Genomic DNA, 18,991 nt, shown 5'->3' on the forward strand with positions numbered 1-18,991 from the left:
CCGCCGGCCTCCGCAAGCTGCGGCAGGCGGGCGCGTCGGCACGTCGGTAACCGCGCTTGCGCTCACAACTGCCACTCCACGACACTCTTGGTCGCTTTTGGCATATCCGAATAAGTGTGGGCACGACGTGAGCCGTACCCGACGCTGCCTCCGCAGCCGATCACGAATCGACCGGCGCCGTACGGGGTGACTGGCTGTGGTCCCGCACCCGCACTGGCAAGTACGGGACGAAGCCGCGGTGGCGAAGGCGGACCGAAGCCCCCTGGCTGATCAGCGGCCGTCGTCTTCGCTGGCCTCGAAGCAGGCCCAGCGGCGCAGCATCCGCCGCATACCCGGTGGTTCTCGTCGCCGGGAATGGTCACCTCCGGGCACCGATCGCGGGGTTGAGCCAGACCGGGGACCGGGCACACGGTGGTGGCGGTGGTCTGCACGGCGGCCCTCCCCGGCAACGTCGACGGAATCAGCCCCCAGGGCGTACCAGACCACACCCACCCCGGCAACGACCAAGCGGTGTCGGCACTCACGGGGTCACGCGGCGACTTTCCCCGAACACACAGGCGGCAGTCATTCCAAACACGTCGGGCCGCGCAACCCCCGCGAGCACCGAGCCATTGCCGGGGTGGGTGCGGCCTGGTCCGGGCGAAGCCCAGATTCCACCGACGTTCCCGGAGAGGACACCACCATGCAGACCACCGCCACCACCGCGTGCACGACCCCGAACTGCCCCAACCCCGCGATCGGCACCCTCCCCGTCTACATCCCCGCCGACGAGAACCACCGGGTATGCGGCGAATGCCTCACCGCCTACTGGGCCTGCTTCGAGGCCAGCGAAGACGACTACAGCTGACCACCCAGGGGGCTTCGGCCCCCCTTCTGCTCGGGCCACCGGCAACGACGCCGGACAGCGAACCGTCAACGACGCCGGTTCCAGGCCCGCGGACCGATCACCTCTCCTCGGTTCGCGGGCGAAGGGCATACGCCGGAACCAACTGATCAGCCACGCGAAGATCCGGCCGGCCATCGGCGTACTGCACGCTGAAGGTAACTCGACCCATCCAATCCCCCGCCACAGTCGGCACCCAATGCGTCAGCACTCCTGGACGCTCACCCTCCATGATCACCCCCGAGCCGTTGGTGTGCTTCGGCGTACCAGGATCACGAATCACGATGGCATCCAACCGAACCCACACCGGCTTCGGCTGCTCCACCGCCGTCCGGTAGTAGTGACCCGTCGCATTCGGGTACGCCAACTCCGGCTCAGTACCTTCCGTACGCTTCGGCCCACGACTCGAACCCATGTTCGAATACTAGCGGGTACATCCTCACTGGCCACGCCCCTCCTCGCGGAAATACTCCAGCCAGTCGATATCGACCCGAGGCTTCTGCCGACCACGATCACGGTCAGGCCCTGCCTCGCAACGCGGAGCAGGCGACAACCGGGGGCGAAACTCTTTCTCAACCGTCATGCCAACTACGACGCGACCAACCACCGTGCGGTTCCAGCCGACACCGGTGACATCAGCGGACATGCCCCCCGCCTCCTCATTGCCGAAGTATCCGACCTCACTCGGACGAGTCAAGGACCACCTACGGCGTCCGCTACGCGGTGGCTCCGCCATCCCTGACACGTCCTCCCTCGCTTCAGGATTGGCAAGTATGAGGAAGCAGGGGGAGGAGTAGGAGGCGGGCAGACGAGCGTGCAACATACGTGCGACATCTGCCGGATCACAAGGGGCAACAACGGACAGCGACGGCAACATGCCCCACTGGGGTAGGAACGGAAAAATCCCCCCGACCAGGCGATATGTCGAGGGGATTCGGTGGTCCCAGCTGGTTTCGAACCAGCGACCTTCCGCGTGTGAGGCGGACGCTCTCCCGCTGAGCTATGGGACCTGAACTCATGCCACATGGTGGCGGGCCGGGTGGTGCGCAAGCACCCTCCGAACGAGATGGAACATTAGCATGCGCCACCGGCGGTTCACCAAATCGCCACCCGGACAGGGGCGGAAGGTGGTGTGCGGCAGGCCGTCTCGACGGGGTGCCGGACGGGCCGCGCGCCCCTCTGTGCGGCGGGCCGGCAACCCTGCTGGAGGTCGGGTCGAACCTCCCCAACCACACCGGCCACCTCCGCCCCACTGGCAACCTTGCCGATTTCCCCCGTTCTACCAGCGGATTTGTAGCTTTCACCGGGCGTCCGCTAATGTTCTGTCTCGCACCACGGAGGCCACCACAGGCGCCGAGATGCAAAGAATGCGGATGTAGCGCAGTGGTAGCGCATCACCTTGCCAAGGTGAGGGTCGCGGGTTCGAATCCCGTCATCCGCTCGAAGAGGTAGGGCAAGGCAACTTAGTTTCGCCGTCCCCCTTCGCACGGTGGAGTGGCCGAGTGGTGAGGCAACGGCCTGCAAAGCCGTGCACACGGGTTCGATTCCCGTCTCCACCTCGCGCGATTAGCTCAGCGGGAGAGCGCTTCCCTGACACGGAAGAGGTCACTGGTTCAATCCCAGTATCGCGCACCACCGTAGTACCAGGTCAGGCCCCCTTTCGAGGGGGCCTTTCTTGTTTCGTGCCAGATCCGCTCCAGATCAGTTCCGGTTCAAGCCGAGGCTGGTCTCATTTGCGCCCCTGATCTGAGAGCCGCCGCACCCTCGCGGATGATCTGACGCTGATCGGGAACTGATCGGGGGTACATGCCTGGTCAGTACGTTGGCGTGCGGTCGGGTTCTCGAATGGAGAGTTATACATGCGTCACAAGTTGGGGTTCGGGGTGGGTGTAGCTGCCTTGGTTGCGGGCACGGTGGGTGTTTTGGCACCGCAGGCGGCGGCGCAGGAGTTGGCACCGGGGGTGTCGTGCGAGGGGTTTGTTTGTCGCAATGACACCGATGACACGTATCGGGTGGAGGGGGTGGCCTCGTGCTCGGATTGGTATGAGCGGCGGATGACGGGGCAGGTGCCGGTGCGGGAGCGGATTCGGCCGCATACGACGGTGACGATCTCGGTGTCGTGCGGGCGGCCGGATGATGTCACCGAGGAGGTGTTGTGGATCGACTATCGCGGGGCGGTGGTCGACAACACTCCGCGGACGGGGTCGGCGGGATAGTTGGTCGGCACGGCGGCGGGAATTGCGAGGCAGCTGTTCCCCCGGCCGGCGCACTCGCACTGTGGCCGTGAGATCGAAGAGAATGAGGGGATGTCACGGCCTGAGGTGCATGCGAGACCCGAGTGGCGGTTCACGCGGAACGTCTACTTTCCGGTGGCCGCTTTAGTCGAGGATCAGTGGTGGGTGTTGCGGCTCAACAGCTTTCCGGATCACGCATTATGGACGCTGTTCATCGACGGCGTAGTGCGGTTCGATATGGATGACACACCTCCGTCGTGGGGCCGGCCGCTCGATCGTTCCGCACCGTTGCTGGAACCGGAGATCGCCGAGGCGGTCTTGGCGCCGGTGCGGGACTTCGTCGCATACGGCAGCGAAGTCGGCGAGCCGTGCGACGATCCGTTCTGCTGCGGTTGAGTTCTCGAACGAACTAGTGAAAGAGGTCAGGGCGCAATGAGTTCACCGGACGATGCACGGTTCGACGATCCAGCACGGCAGTTGGGGGCGGATTTGCAAGCTTTCGGCGCGGCGTATCGGGACGCGGAGGTGAGCAGTCGGCCGGTGCTGTCGGTTTCGCATGCCGGGTGGCACCCGGGTGCGCGCATCGGGGCCCGCACGGCCGGTGGCTCGCTGTTGGCATACAACGATTCCGGTCATGCGGGCGAGTTGTTGTTCGATGAGAGCCCACTACCCCTCGGCAATATCTGGGGTGATGGGTTTCGGGGCGATTTCAGTCAGCGTCCGTTCTCGATCGCGAACGTGCGGCAGCACGGGGTGTCGGGTGAGATTGCCGAGGGCGCCGGAAAACTGGAGATGATCAGCCAGGACGGGACGGTCTTCGACGCCGACATTGTTGCCCGAACATTCGGCGTGACAATCGATCTCGATCTGCCCTTCGAGCAACGGATGGGCGAGCTGCGGGAAGCGGGCGCGTCGACCGACGAAATTCTGGACGTGCTGTTCGGCAGTGACACCGGCGAGCAGCAGCGTGCCGCGACGCGCCACCTCACGGTCCGGGTGTACGACGGCAACGGCACTGTGCTGCACGAAGGCCCGGTGTTCGAGGACGACTGACGCTCAAACGTCGAGGAAGCGGACGTCTTTGGCGTTGTGGGTGATGAAGCTGCGGCGGGCTGCCACGTCTTCGCCCATCAGCACGCTGAAGAGTTCGTCGGCCGCGGCGGCGTCGTCCAGGGTCACCTGGCGTAGCACCCGGACCGACGGGTCCATGGTGGTCTCCCAGAGTTCCTTGGCGTTCATCTCGCCGAGACCCTTGTAGCGCTGGACGCCGTCGTCGCGGTTGATCTTCTTGCCTGCGGCGAGCCCCTCGGCCAGCAGGGTGTCGCGTTCGCGGTCGGAGTAGGCGAACTCCGGATCGCTGCGCTGCCACTTGAGCTTGTACAGCGGCGGCTGCGCCAGATACACATGCCCCTGCTCGACCAGCGGACGCATGAACCGGAACAGCAACGTCAACAGCAACGTCGCGATGTGCTGGCCGTCGACGTCGGCGTCGGCCATCAGCACGATCTTGTGATAACGCAACTTGGCGATATCGAACTCGTCATGGATACCGGTGCCGAACGCGGTGATGATCGACTGGACTTCGTTGTTCTTCAACACCCGATCGATACGGGCCTTCTCGACGTTGATGATCTTTCCGCGCAGCGGCAGGATCGCCTGATACATCGAGTCACGCCCGGACTTGGCCGAACCACCGGCGGAGTCACCCTCCACGATGTAAATCTCGGACCTACTCGGATCCTTGGACCGGCAATCAGCCAACTTGCCCGGCAAACCACCGAGATCATTGGCGCTCTTGCGGCGGACGAGTTCGCGCGCCTTACGGGCGGCCGTGCGCGCCTGGGCCGACGAGATAGCTTTGCTGACAATAGTTTTGGCGTCGGCGGGATTGGCTTCGAACCAGTAGGTGAGGTGCTCGTTGCAGGTGCGCTGGACGAAGGACTTGACCTCGGTGTTGCCGAGTTTCGTCTTCGTTTGTCCCTCGAACTGCGGCTCGGCGACTTTCAGACTCACGATGGCGGCCAGGCCCTCGCGGATGTCGTCACCGGTCAGGTTGCCGTCTTTCTCCTTGAGCAGCCTCTTGTCCCTGGCGTACTTGTTGACCACCGTGGTCAACGCCGCACGGAAGCCCTCCTCATGAGTGCCGCCCTCGTGGGTGTTGATGGTGTTGGCGAAGCTGTGCACCGACTCCGAATACCCTGCGTTCCACTGCATCGCGACCTCCAGCTCGTGGCCGGAGCCCTTACCGAGGAAGCCGACGACCGAGTTGTGGATCGGCTGCTTGGTCCGGTTCAGGTGTCGGACGAAGTCTGCCAAACCGCCCGGGTAGTGATAGGTCCGCGTTTTCAGCTGCTCGGCCGGCGCCTCCTCGGCGCCCTTCGGCGCTTCGGCGATCTCGCTGTCCACCTCGTCGGCGGCGCTCGCCCGCTCGTCGGTCAGGACGATCGTCAGGCCCTGGTTGAGGAACGCCATCTCTTGCATGCGCCGGGCGACCGTCTCGAAGTTGAACGTGGTGGTCTCGAAGATCTCGGGATCCGGCCAGAACCTGGTGGTGTTGCCCGTGCGTTTGGTCGGCGCACCGCGCACCAGTTCCTCGGGTTTGGCGTGCTGGTAGTTCTGCGTCCAGTGGTAACCGTCGCGGTCGATCGCCAACTCGATCCGGATGGACAGGGCGTTGACCACCGATAGGCCCACGCCGTGCAGACCGCCGGAGACCGCGTAGGTCTCGGAGTCGAATTTGCCGCCCGCGTGCAGCCGGGTCATGACGACCTCGACGGTCGGTATCCCCTGCGCGTGCATCTCCACCGGGATGCCGCGGCCGTCGTCGGACACCTCGACGCCGCCGTCGGCGAGCAGGGTGACCTCGACTCGCGTCGCATACCCGGCCATCGCCTCGTCGACGGAGTTGTCGACGATCTCGCGCACCAGCTGGTGCAGACCGCGCTCACCGGTGTCGGCGATGTACATGCCCGGCCGCTTGCGAACCGCTTCGAGTCCCTCGAGGACCGTGATGGATGAGGCGCCGTAGTCCTTCTTGCGCGATTTCCCCCTGCGTGAGCCGCTTGCCGGGGCGTCTTTGGCAGCCACTGGTCGGTCGCCCTCCTTGTTTGCCGAGCTCCGGCGCGGCGGCGATCGCACACGGAAGGCCCAGGAGGGTGTCACCGGGAGGTACGGGTCCTCGCGCGTGCTGCGCGCAACGCGCCGAAGGGTTCGCCGCTAGTTACTTCTCCATCCTAGCCATAGATGGACGAGACATGGGTATTTAACAAGTCTATGGTCGCCATAGATCCTCTACAACCCTTCCAGTCGATCCCCCCTATTCGCTCCCCACTACCAGACGCTCTGCGGGCACGCTAGACGCCAAACAAAGGAAAACGGCCGAACTGACAAAAAGAGGTCCTATTTGCCACGTCAACAACCTTGCTCGACGCGCGGAAACTACGACAATTCAGACACCATGAGCGGTCGCAACACGCGGGCCGGGATATAGAAACCGACTGGTCGGGAACCACCGCCGGCAACAGGCGACGAGCAGCGACTGGGCTGCGAGCCCGTCGGCGCAGATCAAATCATGGCCGCAGGAGTGGCCGACACAAGTCCTCCATCAATGAGCAGGTCGTGCCCGTTGACGTAAGCCCCTTCGTCCGACGCCAGGAACGCAACCGCCCCGGCAACCTCCGCGGACGTACCGATGCGACCCGCCGCGACGGTGACCCCGAGGGCAGCCTGCACGTCCGCCGACGCCTCGGCCTTGAACGCCGGAGTGGCGGTGTAGCCCGGACTCACCGAGTTGACCCGAATTCCCCGGGACGCCAATTCGGCTGCCAACGTGCGCGCCAGATTGTGCACTGCCGCTTTGGTCGCGGAGTACAGCGCCGCGCCGGGGCTACCCCGATGCACCGCGAACGACGCGTTGATCACGATCGCACCGTGGTCGGCCAGCAGCGGAAGGGTCTTCTGGATGGTGAAGAACGCCGCTTTGAAGTTGATGTCGACCACACGGTAGAACTCCGCTTCGGTGACGTCGGCGATCTGCTGGAACGCGCCGACGCCCGCATTGGCGAAGACCACGTCCAGCCGCCCGAACCGGCCCTGGATGGCGGCCGTCAGCGCGTCGAGGTCGGCGAGATTCGCGGCGTCGCCGGCCACCGCGAGCACGCGGTCCGCACTGCCCAATTCCTGGACGGCGGCATCGAGTCGAGCCTTGTCGCGACCGGTGATGACGACTCGCGCACCCTCGTCGAGTAGGCGACGCGCGGTCGCCAACCCCATGCCGCTGGTGCCGCCGGTGATGAGCGCGATCTTGTCGTCGAAGCGAGAACTACTAGCGGGCATGGGGCCGACCTTTCAACAGTTGAACTGTTCGAATACTTACGTACAGTTCGACTGTATGTCAACAGTCGAGATATCCTGTCTCCGTGATGACCGCACATCCCGAACGGGACCAGATCCAGTTGGCGAACGTGCTCTCCGCCGTCGGAAACCCGCTGCGGCTGTGCATCGTTCGCGTGCTGGCCGACGGCTGCGAGCACACCTGCGGTTCGATCGTGGACGGCGTGCCCAAGTCGAACTTGACCCATCACTACCGGGTGCTGCGCGACGCGGGCATCATCTGGCAGCGGGTCTCCGGCCGGGAAACCCTGCAATCGTTGCGCCGCGAAGACCTCGATGCCCGGTTCCCCGGCTTGCTGGATGCCGTACTCGCCGCGGCCCGCAGTGAAACCGAGGACCCGTTCGCCGAGATCGCGCGCTGAAAGACCGCTGCCCGCAACCGCACTGGCGAGGATTCACAGCTGTCAGTGACGGTATCGGCCGACTCGAAGAATGGGGGTCGGCCGTCGTCAGTGACGGCGAGCAAAGAGGGTGAGGGAACATCGCCACGGCGACCACCACCCCACCGCAGCCGGTGCGCCGGAATTGTCGGTGCCCGGCATTAGGCTGAGCCGCACATGAAACCGAGCCGAGGGGGTCCAGCGTGACGGCAAGCCGGGAGGTCGAGGCGCCCGCGGCGGCGGACGGGACGGACCCCGAGCTGCTCGATCTGCAGGACGATATCTCGTTCGAGCTCGAAGAAGTCAACGAGCTGCTCGCCGAACTGATCGCGTTGCAGGCGGACCGCAAAGCCAAGGACGGCGAGATCCTCTCCTACCGGCTCGGCGTCACCGGGGAGCCGCCCGAGACGCTGGCCAAGATCGGCGCCCGCTACGACCTGTCCCGCGACCGGATCCGGCAGCTGCACACCAAGGCCGTCGGCCAGCTGATTCGCAACGCCCAACTCAGCGGGCACCGGGCAGCGAACGTGTTCGCCGAGCGCTATCCGATCGGCGCCCGCGACCAGCAACTGGTGCGCGCACTGCTGGTGGAGACCTACGCCACCGACACCGATATCGCGGCAAACGAGTTGTCGTACTTGAAGTTGCGGCTGGCCGGACACGCCGCCGAGGACGCCAAACGGATCGCCGGTTTCGTGACGCAACGGATCGCGGCCTGGCAGAAGAAGACGAACCGGCGGCTGGCCAAACTGCGCGACGCCGAACCGCGCGCGACGAGCCAGCTGAATCCCTGGCTGGGGCAAGTGGATTGGCCTGCCTCGGGTACGCCGGACGCGCTACCGGTGACCTCGGCCCGCACCGTCGACAGCGACGATGACGGGCGCGGGCACTTCTACCTGGACAAGGTCGGTCGCGACGTGCCGTTCGACTCCGGGCTGGAGGCACGACTGCTGTGGATCCTCAACGCCAGCGACCTCGTCGACTCGTTCCAGGAACAGCCCGGCGCGATCGCCTACGACGTGAACGGCACGGAACAGCTTTACTACCCGAGCATCGCGGCCCGGCTCACCGACGGCCGGATCGTGCTGATCGATGTCCAGCCGCTCGGACACGTTGCCTTCCAAGTCAATCGGGCAAAGGCTGTCGTCGGGCGCGCGTACGCGCACAGCAAAGGCTGGGGCTGGCTCATTTGGACCGGCAGCCTTATCGGCATCCCCGATCTGCTCGCCCGGAAGGTCGACGCAGCCGCCGCAGCCGCACTCACCGAACTGCTCGAGCACGGGCCGGTGCCGTGGTCGGCGATCCGGCAGGTGCGCGCCGAGACCGGCCTCGAGCTCCTCGATTTCGTCGCGCTGGTCCTGCGCAACAAATGGCGTTGGGACCGAGGCCCGTTTCAGCTCAGCGCACCACCATCGCGCCCGCCAGGAACGTGACGATCAGCATCATCGCGCAGCAGGTCATCAACTGCCAGTGATTGATGGTCTGCTGCAGGTTCTTGATGGTGGCCCGCAATGAGGTGTCGAGCCGGTGGTGGTCGTCGAGCTTGCGCCGCGCCTGCGCGAGGGCCTCGGCGCGCTCCTGTGCCTCCAGCTCCGCGCGCTCCAACCGAGCGGTCAGCTTCATGAGGTTTTTCTGCTTGTCGCGCACGGTTTTCCGGGACAGCGCGAGTGTGGTGCGCTGATTGACCAGCTCCTGACGCTGCCGGGAGATGATCATCGCCTGTGTTTTCGTGTGGTGCTCCCAGTCGGCCACGGTGGCCCAACCTCCTTTCGACACATCACGATATCCCCAGACGATGTCGCCGGTGACCCAGCCGTGGATGAACTCACGCAGCTCCAGCGGCTGCCGGCTCGGCGCGACCACCGCACTGTGCGCGGTGTCCAGCACGCCGGCCACCGCCTGGTAATCGCATGCGGGCGGGGCGAAATCGGCGATGCCGAGCGCATGCAGATGATCGACCCAGTAGCCGGGCGGGCACAACCACAGCACCTCCGCGATGCCCGCGGCACGCAACCGCTCCGTATGTTCCTGCGCGAGAGTTCGTTCCAGCGATCCGCTGCGCACCTCGATGACGTACTCGCGGTCGCCCTTGCGCCAATAGATGTCCACCGGCAGCCCAGCCACCCGCCGGTCCACCTCGGCCACGTCGGCGCCGTACGCCAGCAACCGGCCGCACACCCAATATTTCAACCGCCGCATATCCCATTGCGCGGCGTCACATTCCGGACACTTACAGCCATACCCGCCGGACTGTCTGCGGGCTCGGCCCGGACCGTCCGTAATACCCAACTCGGCGAGCATCGCCCGGCGCCCGCAGGCGATCTCCGCCCGCTGCTTCGTTCTCACGCGACCACTCCCCTGCCCAAACCACCGCAGGTCTGGCGACCTACGCCATAGATCAAGAGTGCGTCAGACTCGCGAACCTCGCCAGTCCCCTTTACCCCGCGCCCGGGTGCGCCTCATCGGCAGATTTCCGGTCCAAGGCCTGGTGTAGGCTGTGGCACAAGTAATTTCGGCGCGGCGGGCGGCCACAACGACACGGATATGTCGGTGGATTGACAGTTGGCGCCATCCTGCGATTTCGTTGCGCCGCGCGCCGATGTGCGCCGTCGCCGGTCTTCGGGCTGCCGCCGGAGCCGGAAACCGCATAGGCTACGACCGGGGTGCGCCCGGCTGGTCGCCGATTGGTAAGCAGATCTGTTCCGGACAAACCGGATCGCGCCGACCTCCGCCTGCAACGGCGCAGGACGGCCCGCCTACGCTGCTTCGATCAGAGCCAAGGAGGACCGGTACCGAGCCGGTCTTCGACAACGAGCGCCAGCGAGTGAACCGACAACACGGCGCCCCATGGCGAACGACGGAGCCGAGCGTCAGCGAGGCAGTCGCGAACCACGTATTTCCAACTGGGCGGATAGAATCGTCCGGCCGAGTGCGAGCTGGGCCGATACGGGGAAGTGGGTACTGGATGGAGCACGGTCAAGAGGCCGGCGAGTCGATCGGCGCGATGCTGTCGAGCATCGCGGCGGTTCTCCGAGAGGTCAGCGACAAACTGGACGCCGTGGCGGCTCGGGTCGACGGCGTCGACATCGCCACCGCCACCGTCGTGCCTGCCGACCGCAGCGTCGAGGCGCGGCTGGCGAAGCTCGAGGCGTGGGCTTTCCGTGCCGGGCAGGACATTTCGGGCATCGACGGACGACTGGAGAAGGTCGAAGCCGGTGGTGGTCCGTCGCATGCCGCACCGGACAGCGAGCGCGCCGAGCGTCCGTTACCGCGCGCGGCGTCGCGCAGGAACGCCGCGGCCACTGAGCCGAACGCCCCGGCGCAGCGCGAATCCCCCGCCACCGTGGCCACTCCCACCATCAGGGAGAGCATCGGCACCTCGCACGAGCTCGCCCAGCCGGTGCGCGACAGCACCCTCGCTGCCCGCGAGAACGCCACCGCGACCAGGGAGAGCGTCTCCCGGCGCTACGAGGGCTCCCCGACCGCCCGCGACACCCCGCCCGCGCGGGATTCGGCGGCGCATGAGGCGAATTCCGTGCCGCAGCGCAGTTTCAGCGCGCCTCGCGAACCGGCGTTCGAGCCGAGTTCGAGCGCCGCGCAGAACTTCACCACCCCCACGCCGCGGGAGCCGAGCCCGGTGCCCGCCCAGAACTTCACCGCGCCGACGCCGCGCGAGCCGCTGCCCGTCCGCCAGTCCAGCTTCACCGCGCCGCGCGAACCGGCCGCCTCCTCGTCGTATCAGAACTTCACCACGCCGCAGGAGAATCCGTACGAGAGCATGGTGCCCTCCGCGCCGGACAGCAGCGACTACAGCCGCCCCACGAACGGCACCGCGCCGGAGGCGAACGGCACCGCGCTCACCGGCGCGCACCGCGCCGACGACGATCTGATCCCGGTCGACAACACCCACGTCGACAAACTGCAGGCGATGCTGGACGAGCTGAAGAAGACCGCGGCCGCCCCGCTGGGACGCTCCGACGTCTTCGGTCCGCCTGCGGGCGACCTGAACTCGACCAGTTATCAACCCGCCGGCAGCGAAACCCGCAGCACCGACACACCGCGCGATTACCGACTGTCGAGCCCGCCACCGGTTTCCTGATCTTCGGATTCCGAGCTGGTCAGGATCGCGGCGATCAGGTCGCGCAGCCAGCGATGCCCAGCGTCGGCGGTATTGCGCGGATGCCAGGCCATGCCGATCGCGACCTCGGGCAGCGGCAGCGGAATCTCGAACGCGCACAACCCCAGCGCGGGCAACGCCGACCTGCTCAGCAACGCGGGTGCCGGGCAGATCAGATCGCTGCCGTGCACCGCGAACAACGCGGTGGTCAGATTCGGCACGGTGGCGACCACGCGGCGGGTGCGGCCGTGCAAGGCCAACCGGTCATCGATCGGCCCGCGCGGGTGACCATGTCGCGAAATGGTCAGATGTGCCGCGGCCGCGAACCTGGCCACCGTCACGCGTTCGGTGACCAGCGGATGATCGGCGGCGGCGATCCCGATGATCCGATCGCCGAGCACTCGGCGCACCGTCGTCTCCGGATCTGCATGGTCGATCACGCCGACCTCGATGTCGACCCGGCCGTCGCGCAAGGCCGCCGTGCCCTCGATGGCGTCGGGTAGGAGACGCAATGTCACGCCAGGTGCCTGCGCGCGCACAGCAGCCAGCAGCGGGGCGGCCAACTCGGTGAGCACCGTGTCGCCCGCTTGCACCGCGAAGTTCCGTTTCAGCGCGGTCGGATCGATCGCGCCCCGCGGTGCCAGCAGCGCCCGCCCCTGCTCGACCAGAGTGCTGACCTCGTAACGCAATTCCAGCGCACGCGGCGTCGGCACCAAGCGGCGACCGGCCCGCACCAGCAACGGATCATCGAGCACCCGGCGCAACCTGGCCAGCGTCCGACTCATCGCGGGCGCCGACGTGTGCAGCCGTTCGGCCGCCCGCGTGACACTGCTCGTCTCCAGCAGTGCGTCGAGCGCCACCAGCAGGTTCATGTCCAGGGGCTGCACTCCTGGATTATCACCAGTGGAATCGTGGATCATCAACATTGCGCTGGTGATAAGTCAGGCGAGTCGCGGTCTGCCAACAAATCTCGACAACGCCACCACAGCCAGATGACCACGCTGGAACTTCCACGCCGCGTGACCGACTGCGGAGGTAAGCCGGGTACGGCACCCGACGCGCTCAGCACTACTCACGGGAAACCTGGGTCGGTCTTCAGCTCACTGAGCTGTTCACCTGGGGAGTCCTGCTTGTTCCAATCGCGAAGGTGTGCCTTTACGGGGTGTCTTTTGGTGTACCCGTTCAGGATCGCGCGCTCGAGGACGTCCCTGGGTGTGCTGGCTTCGCGGTTTGTGACAGTCCGTGCGATACCCGGTCAGTGCTGGGCGCGTGCGGTGGGGTTCCCGGCTTTCTCTTCCGCAGCCTGGCATGGGCAATGTCTAGGTTCCAGCGTGCGGACTTGCTGTGGTCCTGTGGGGGGAGCTTCGGAACGAGCCGAGTCAAATGGTGGTTCTGGTGAAACCAGCAGAGTCAGATGGTGGTTGGTGAAGATCGTTCAGCGACCATATGACTCTGCTCGATTGTGGTCTCGGCGGAGGCAGTGGGTGCTGGCCTCTGGGCATCGGCGCGATCTCGGACTCGCAACGGGTTTCGTCAGCCATCTGCCGTTCGGAACCGGCAGCGTGGTGAGCACCGAGCTGTGCTCGTCCTGAGCCCGCCGGAACATGGGCGAGCCGGAGTGTTCCGACGTGTTGACTTGGCTGTGGTGCTGTTATCGAGATTTCGGTTGTGTCCCGCGTTGGCTGATTAGGCCGGGTCGAAGTAGAGCTGCAGCCCCTACGGTCTTCGGTTTCGCGCGCTCGGGCACTGGTGCGGGCCGGGTTGTGCGCCCCAGGCACTCCGGCGTTCGGATCGTACGGCCCCGGCACTCCCGCATTCGGGGTCGTGCGCCCCAGGTCCTCCTGCGCTCAGGCCGTGTGCCCTTCGCGCTCCCGCATTCGGGACTCGTGTCTCCGCCGCTCCGACCTTTCGGTTCGCGCGCTCGGAAACCGGTGCGGGCCGGTTTGCGAGCCCGGAGCGTGCACGGCTTCGCTGTCCTGCAGCAGGCCGAGTTTGCTTACTTGCCTTGCGAACCGTGCAAGAGATCCGTGGGCACGCCGGTGCTCAGGTTGTGTGCCCCGGGCATCCCGGCGTTCGGGTCGTACGGTCCCGGCGCTCCAGCGTTCGGGTTGTGCGCCACAGGTCCTCCGGCGTTCAAACCATGCGGCGCTCCAGCACTCGGGTCGTGCGCCCTGGGCGCTCCTGCATTCGCGTTGTGCGCCCCGGGCACCGCTGCATTCACGTTCTGCGCCCCAGGCACTCCGACACTCAGGTCGTGTCCACCCGGCCCGCCGAAGTTCGAGTCGTGCGCCCGGCCCGGGTCCTGCGCTGCGATGTCGGCGTGTTCGGCCACCGAGTATGCGGGTGGCGTAATCTCCGAAGCGGACTCGTGCCTGGTGTTCAGACCGCGGTAGGACTCCGGGCGGATGGTGCGGAACCACTGGGCCGCGCGGGTGCGGAGGGGGAGGCGGAACTTCAGGTCGGCGAGCATTTCGTCGACGTTGCGGATGGAGAAGGGGGTGATGGCGGTGCCGTGGGCGTGGTGGCCGCGGGTGCGTTCCTCCATCCAGCGGAGGCGGGCGTCGATCTGTTCGCTCACTACTTCGCGGTCGGGCAGGTTGAGTTGGCCGGCGAGCAGTGCGGCGGTCCAGTGCGCGCCGACCTCGGCGTTGAGGGTGCTGATGACCGACGAGTTGTAGCCGGCGAAGGTGAGATTGGGGACGTCGAGCGGCAGGATCTGCCGGTACAGCCGGAAGTTGCCGTGCTCGTCGGTGAGCCTGCGCTGGACGTACGGGGTCAGGAACGGCACCCGCTGCTGGAATCCGGTGGCACAGACCACGATGTCGGCGGGAACGAGGTGCCCGTTGGACAGCTGCACCGCGGGCACCTCGCCGCCACCGCCGCGCATCTCGGTGATGGTGGTGTCGCGCTGCACGACGACCCGGCCGTTCGCGACCTGCTCGTAGAAGTTCTCGGTGGCGAGGCTGACGGTGCTCTCGGCGATCTCCTCGAACCGGCCCTCCGGCAGCAGCCCGAGTTCGCGCAGGTTCATGTGCTTGGTCGCGAGTTCCTGGACCAGGTCGAGATTGCTGATCCGGAACGACACGCCCGGCCCGTCCAGGAAGCGGTCCATCCGGCCGGGTTCCAGGTGGTGGAAGTGCGCCTCGCCCAAACGGGTCAGCATCATTCGCTCGTAGTCGAGCACGCGGGCCATCTTGCGCGGCATCTTCCACAGCAGCCTGCGCGCCACCACGGTGGTCGAGCCTGCGACGTCGCTCACCGCCTCGGCGATGTCACACGCCGACTTGCCGTAGCCGACGACCACGACGGACTTGCCGCGCACCGCTTCGACATCCAGGAACTCCGACACGTGGCCGAGCTGGCCGCCCGCGGCGCGGAACAGCTCGATGCCGCGGAAGTCCGGGACATAGGGCTCGCTGAACACCCCGTTGGCGATTACCAGATGATCGCAGGAGCTCCGATGTATCCCGCTCTGATCCTTGACCTCGAGCAGCCAACCACTGTCCACCGGATCGGCGGCGACGACCTCGGTGTTGAGCCGCAGGTGCTCGCGCAGACCGAAATGGTCCGCGTAAGCCTCCAGGTACGCCTGCATCTGCTCACCGTCGAGCACCTTCGGGTAATCCGAGGGCATCGGGAAGTCGGAAAAGTGATAGGTGTTCTTGGAATTCTGGGTTCGCAGCCCCGGGTACCTGCGGGTCGCACTCCACACGCCACCGACATCGGGCGCACGGTCGAAGATCTCGACCGGAAAACCCTTCTGGATCAGCACTTTCGCGCAGGCAAGACCTGCGATACCCGCACCAACGATCGCGATGCGGTTTCCGCTCGTCATGCGCAGGAGATTACGTCTCTTATGGCGCACAGCAAAGTCGGTTGGCCCAATCGGGTGATTCAACGCCGTGCAGGGCACCTGTCGAATCCACCGGGGCACCGGCCGGATGCACTGGCAGGTCGAGCAATCCGCGGAGCAGAATGCTCTCGCGCCAGCGTAAGTCGCCCTCATCGACGGCCAGGCGCAGCTCAGGGAAGCGCCGGACGAGCGGGGTCAGCACGATGCGGGCCTCCATCCTGGCCAGGCCCGCCGAGGCAGTAGTGGATGCCGTGGCCGAAGGCGATGTGGTTACTCGGCCGGTCCGGGGCGAAGGCCGCGGGATCGGCGAAATGACGTTCGTCACGGTTGGCGGAGGCGAGCGCCACCAGGACGAGTTCGCCCGTGGGGATTTCGGCGCCGCCGAGCGTGGCGTTGCGGCGCTTCGATGGTCGCACTCGCGACGGATCGCAAGCGGCATGGTTTGCCACGCTCATCCGGCCGATCGCGATTGTCGATCGAAGCGGCACGCAGTCGATTCATTCACCGCACGTCACCCGTATCACCTCGCTACCCTGCGCAGATGAGTTCGATCGCGCCCGTCCTGCGGGGCGCCCGGATCGCGAACTCGTTCGCATTCGGTATGCAGGGGTTCTTCTTCGCCGTGGTGCTGACCCAATTGCCGCAGCAGAAGGACAGATTCGGCCTGACCGACGGGGTGATCGTCGGGTCGGTGGTGCTGGTTTCGCTGCTCGCGGGGGGCGGCAGCGTGGCGGCGGAGCGGTTGGCGTTGCGCTGGTCGAGCCAGGTCACCCTGCGCATCGGCTTGGTGCTTGTCGCGCTCACCGGCACGGGGATCGCGTTAGCGCCGAACACGGCGGGGCTGCTGATCGCGCTGGGCTGCTATGGGATCGCGGTCGGCATCGTCGATGCGAGCACCAATATGCAGGCGGTGTTCATTCAGCACGGGTACGGGAAGTTCATCCTGTCGTCGTTCTATGCCGCGTGGAGTGCGGGGTCGATCATCGGCGCGCTGTACGTGTCCGCGTGTGAAGCCCTGGCGGTGACGCTGCGCGAATCGCTGCTCGGGGCGGCGGGCATCGTGCTGGTTGTCGGGCTGGTGCTCGGGCCCCGCCTGCTCGGCCCGCAGGAGGCCGAAGCAGGTCCGGCCGAAGAGGTCGTCGACCCGCCGCCGATTGCCTTGCGGGTGTATCTGCCGTTCGGCATCGCGATGGCGCTGGTGTTCGCCATCGACCTGGCCGTCGGCAACTGGTCGGCGCTCTATCTGTCCGACGACCTGCTCGCCAGTTCGTCGACGGCGGCGCTGGCGCTGGCCGCGTACCAAGGCACATCACTGATCGCGCGGTTGACCGGTGACCTGTTCGTCCGGCGGTTCGGGCCGCGGCGCGTGGTGCGGACCGCGGCGGCCATCGGCGTGGTCGGACTGGCGACCGTGATCGCCGCGCCCAGTCCGGTCGTCGCGATCGTGGGATTCCTGATCGCCGGTATCGGCATGCCGGTGATCGCCCCGCTGTGCTTCGGCGAGGCCGGGCAGTTGACCAGTGGTCGCGGCCTGGACGCCCTCATCGCGCGGCTCAATCTGTTCAATTACGCGGGCACTTTGGTCGGCGGCGGGGTGGTCGGGGCGCTGGCGGCCGGCTTCGGGCACCGGATCGGCTTCGTGATCCCACTGGTGTTCGCGGCGGCGCTGATCGGCCTGGCCCAGGTATTCCGCAACCGGCCGGGCGGGGGTAAACATCCCACCTCTTCGGGTGATCGTGCTCTACTGGATCAATGAGCAACATCCCAGTCATCGTCGACCGGGCCGGTCTGTGGGACGCCGAAGAACTCAGTGACGTTGCGGCGGCAACCTTTCCGCTCGCCTGCCCGCCCAACGCCACCTCCGACGATATCGACATCTTCATCACCGAGGTGCTCTCCGGCGAACGGTTCGGGGAGTATCTGAGCGATCCGGCCAAGACCGTGCTCAAGGCCGTCGCGGGCGACGACATCGTCGGCTACGCGATGCTCATCGCGGGCGATCCGGTGGATCCGGCGGTCGCCGCCGCGGTGGGTCTGCGGCCGGTGGTGGAGATCAACAAGATGTATGTGGTGCCGGGGCACCACGGCAGCGGGGTGTCGACGGCGCTGATGCTCGACTGCCTCGAGCGCGCCCGCGCGGGTGGGTTCGCCGGGATATGGCTCGGTGTCAACCAGGAGAATGTGAAAGCGCAGCGGTTCTACGGCAAGCACGGGTTCGATTCGGTCGGCACCAAGACCAATACCGTCGGGAGCCAGCAGCACGACGACTTCGTGATGCGGCTGGTGTTCTAGCTCTTCGCGAAGTCCACCAGCGCCGAGTGGAAGTCCGGCGCGATCACGGCCATCAAATGGTCGCCGGACACCACCTGCAGCTTTCCGTTGGGCAGCGCGTCGGCGAGGCGTTCGGGTTCCGCGGCGAACGGATCGTTGTCGCCGGCGAGCACCAGCGTCGGCACGGTCACATCGGCGAGGCCGTCGATCGGCCGCGCGTCCAAACCGGTCGCGACCGCCTGGATGGCCTGCCGGTCGGCGTGCACCGCGTCGGCGAGAATCCGGAACATCATGGCGGTCGGCGGCGCACCCTCGTTGTGCTCGCTCATCGCGGTCTGCAGGTCGGTCAGCTCGACCACCCGGCGGTCGACGCCACCGCAGTCGAGCACCCCGGAACCGACGCCGCCGATGGCCAGCCGTTCGACCCGCTCGTCGGCGGCCGTGACCAGCAGCGAGATGATCGCACCCATGGAATAGCCCACCTGCACAACCCGATCGAAGCCGAGCTCGTCGTAGAGCGCCCGCACGTCACGCGCCATGAATTCCCAGGAGTACTGCGCCGAGTCGTGCGGTTTCGCGGAACGCCCGTGCCCGCGCGCGTCGAGTGACACCACGGTGCGCCCGGCCGCCTGCAGCGCGCCGACCACGCCGGTGCTCATCCAGTTCGCGTTGGTGTCGGCGACCACCCCGTGTTGCAGCACGACGGGAATGCCCTCGCCCTCCCACACTCGATAGTTGAGCTCCAGGCCGTCCCACGTCTTGAACTTCGTCATGACCGGATGGTAGCCCAATCGACGGTTGACAGTTCTTTATGTTCAGTCTTTACTGAACATATCGTTCCTTACAGAACACTCAGCACTC

Annotated in this window: 17 protein-coding genes and 4 tRNA genes; 12 read left to right on the forward strand and 9 right to left on the reverse strand. The window is 66.2% G+C overall.

The annotated features are described in order from the left end of the window. Positions 1 to 682 precede the first annotated feature (682 nt). Complete coding sequence (locus tag NN4_RS45515; protein ID WP_186818884.1) at positions 683 to 847, forward strand: hypothetical protein; 165 nt, start codon at positions 683 to 685, stop codon at positions 845 to 847. Between the two features lie 475 nt (positions 848 to 1,322). Here the strand turns inward: NN4_RS45515 and NN4_RS41565 are convergent, their stop codons facing one another. Together NN4_RS41565 and NN4_RS41570 are read right to left on the reverse strand one after the other, a co-directional pair. Beyond that, positions 1,323 to 1,529 carry a hypothetical protein gene (locus NN4_RS41565; protein ID WP_147143139.1) on the reverse strand — a complete coding sequence of 69 codons (207 nt, stop codon included), beginning with the start codon at positions 1,527 to 1,529 and terminating at the stop codon, positions 1,323 to 1,325. A 292-nt stretch (positions 1,530 to 1,821) separates the two neighbouring features. After that, positions 1,822 to 1,893 (reverse strand) — tRNA-Val (locus NN4_RS41570). 359 nt (positions 1,894 to 2,252) lie between these two features. Between NN4_RS41570 and NN4_RS41575 the strand changes: the two genes are divergently transcribed. From NN4_RS41575 to NN4_RS41600, 6 genes are all read left to right on the forward strand, one after another. Beyond that, a tRNA-Gly gene (locus tag NN4_RS41575) sits at positions 2,253 to 2,324 on the forward strand. A gap of 47 nt (positions 2,325 to 2,371) precedes the next feature. Further along, positions 2,372 to 2,442 (forward strand) — tRNA-Cys (locus NN4_RS41580). Between the two features lies 1 nt (position 2,443). After that, positions 2,444 to 2,518 (forward strand) — tRNA-Val (locus tag NN4_RS41585). A gap of 224 nt (positions 2,519 to 2,742) precedes the next feature. Next, on the forward strand, positions 2,743 to 3,099 hold the full coding sequence (locus tag NN4_RS41590) for a hypothetical protein (protein WP_147143142.1): 357 nt from the start codon (positions 2,743 to 2,745) through the stop codon (positions 3,097 to 3,099). 90 nt (positions 3,100 to 3,189) lie between these two features. Continuing rightward, positions 3,190 to 3,513: a hypothetical protein gene (locus tag NN4_RS41595; protein ID WP_147143145.1), complete on the forward strand. Its 324-nt coding sequence runs from the start codon at positions 3,190 to 3,192 to the stop codon at positions 3,511 to 3,513. Positions 3,514 to 3,549: 36 nt separating this feature from the next. Beyond that, a complete protein-coding gene (locus tag NN4_RS41600; RefSeq protein ID WP_147143148.1) occupies positions 3,550 to 4,170 on the forward strand; it encodes a hypothetical protein in 621 nt (206 codons plus the stop codon). A 3-nt stretch (positions 4,171 to 4,173) separates the two neighbouring features. Here NN4_RS41600 and gyrB read toward each other — a convergent pair whose 3' ends face one another. Together gyrB and NN4_RS41610 are read right to left on the reverse strand one after the other, a co-directional pair. Next, positions 4,174 to 6,204 carry a DNA topoisomerase (ATP-hydrolyzing) subunit B gene (gyrB, locus tag NN4_RS41605; RefSeq protein WP_147143151.1) on the reverse strand — a complete coding sequence of 677 codons (2,031 nt, stop codon included), beginning with the start codon at positions 6,202 to 6,204 and terminating at the stop codon, positions 4,174 to 4,176. 477 nt (positions 6,205 to 6,681) lie between these two features. Next, positions 6,682 to 7,452: an SDR family oxidoreductase gene (locus NN4_RS41610; protein ID WP_147143156.1), complete on the reverse strand. Its 771-nt coding sequence runs from the start codon at positions 7,450 to 7,452 to the stop codon at positions 6,682 to 6,684. Between the two features lie 86 nt (positions 7,453 to 7,538). Here NN4_RS41610 and NN4_RS41615 point away from each other — a divergent pair, with 86 nt between their 5' ends. Then, positions 7,539 to 7,871 carry an ArsR/SmtB family transcription factor gene (locus tag NN4_RS41615; RefSeq protein WP_206055319.1) on the forward strand — a complete coding sequence of 111 codons (333 nt, stop codon included), beginning with the start codon at positions 7,539 to 7,541 and terminating at the stop codon, positions 7,869 to 7,871. A 221-nt stretch (positions 7,872 to 8,092) separates the two neighbouring features. Next, positions 8,093 to 9,322, forward strand: a complete 1,230-nt coding sequence (locus tag NN4_RS41620; protein ID WP_147143159.1) for a sigma factor-like helix-turn-helix DNA-binding protein — start codon at positions 8,093 to 8,095, stop codon at positions 9,320 to 9,322. On the opposite strand, the gene NN4_RS41625 is transcribed toward NN4_RS41620, so the two are convergent. After that, positions 9,288 to 10,235 (reverse strand): hypothetical protein, encoded by a 948-nt coding sequence (locus NN4_RS41625; protein WP_246181389.1) that lies wholly within the window; start codon positions 10,233 to 10,235, stop codon positions 9,288 to 9,290. The genes NN4_RS41620 and NN4_RS41625 overlap by 35 nt on opposite strands. A 619-nt stretch (positions 10,236 to 10,854) precedes the next feature. Here NN4_RS41625 and NN4_RS41630 point away from each other — a divergent pair. Further along, positions 10,855 to 11,988, forward strand: a complete 1,134-nt coding sequence (locus NN4_RS41630) for a hypothetical protein (protein ID WP_147143162.1) — start codon at positions 10,855 to 10,857, stop codon at positions 11,986 to 11,988. Here the strand turns inward: NN4_RS41630 and NN4_RS41635 are convergent. From NN4_RS41635 to NN4_RS46475, 3 genes are all read right to left on the reverse strand, one after another. Next, on the reverse strand, positions 11,955 to 12,884 hold the full coding sequence (locus tag NN4_RS41635) for a LysR family transcriptional regulator (protein WP_147143174.1): 930 nt from the start codon (positions 12,882 to 12,884) through the stop codon (positions 11,955 to 11,957). The genes NN4_RS41630 and NN4_RS41635 overlap by 34 nt on opposite strands. 1,118 nt (positions 12,885 to 14,002) lie before the next feature. After that, positions 14,003 to 15,841: a flavin-containing monooxygenase gene (locus NN4_RS41640; protein WP_246181390.1), complete on the reverse strand. Its 1,839-nt coding sequence runs from the start codon at positions 15,839 to 15,841 to the stop codon at positions 14,003 to 14,005. 188 nt (positions 15,842 to 16,029) lie between these two features. Further along, positions 16,030 to 16,275, reverse strand: coding sequence for a cytochrome P450 (locus NN4_RS46475; protein WP_246181391.1), 246 nt, complete (start codon positions 16,273 to 16,275; stop codon positions 16,030 to 16,032). A 125-nt stretch (positions 16,276 to 16,400) separates the two neighbouring features. Here NN4_RS46475 and NN4_RS41650 point away from each other — a divergent pair, with 125 nt between their 5' ends. Both NN4_RS41650 and NN4_RS41655 read left to right on the forward strand, forming a co-directional pair. Continuing rightward, positions 16,401 to 17,615, forward strand: a complete 1,215-nt coding sequence (locus NN4_RS41650) for an MFS transporter (protein ID WP_147143165.1) — start codon at positions 16,401 to 16,403, stop codon at positions 17,613 to 17,615. After that, a complete protein-coding gene (locus tag NN4_RS41655; protein ID WP_370465351.1) occupies positions 17,612 to 18,151 on the forward strand; it encodes a GNAT family N-acetyltransferase in 540 nt (179 codons plus the stop codon). Before NN4_RS41650 ends, NN4_RS41655 begins: the two co-directional genes overlap by 4 nt. On the opposite strand, the gene NN4_RS41660 is transcribed toward NN4_RS41655, so the two are convergent. Next, complete coding sequence (locus NN4_RS41660; protein ID WP_147143168.1) at positions 18,148 to 18,903, reverse strand: alpha/beta fold hydrolase; 756 nt, start codon at positions 18,901 to 18,903, stop codon at positions 18,148 to 18,150. The two genes, NN4_RS41655 and NN4_RS41660, sit on opposite strands and share 4 nt — an antisense overlap. Positions 18,904 to 18,991: the final 88 nt, after the last annotated feature.

The sequence above is a fragment of the Nocardia ninae NBRC 108245 genome, from assembly GCF_007990755.1.
GTDB lineage: Bacteria > Actinomycetota > Actinomycetes > Mycobacteriales > Mycobacteriaceae > Nocardia > Nocardia ninae.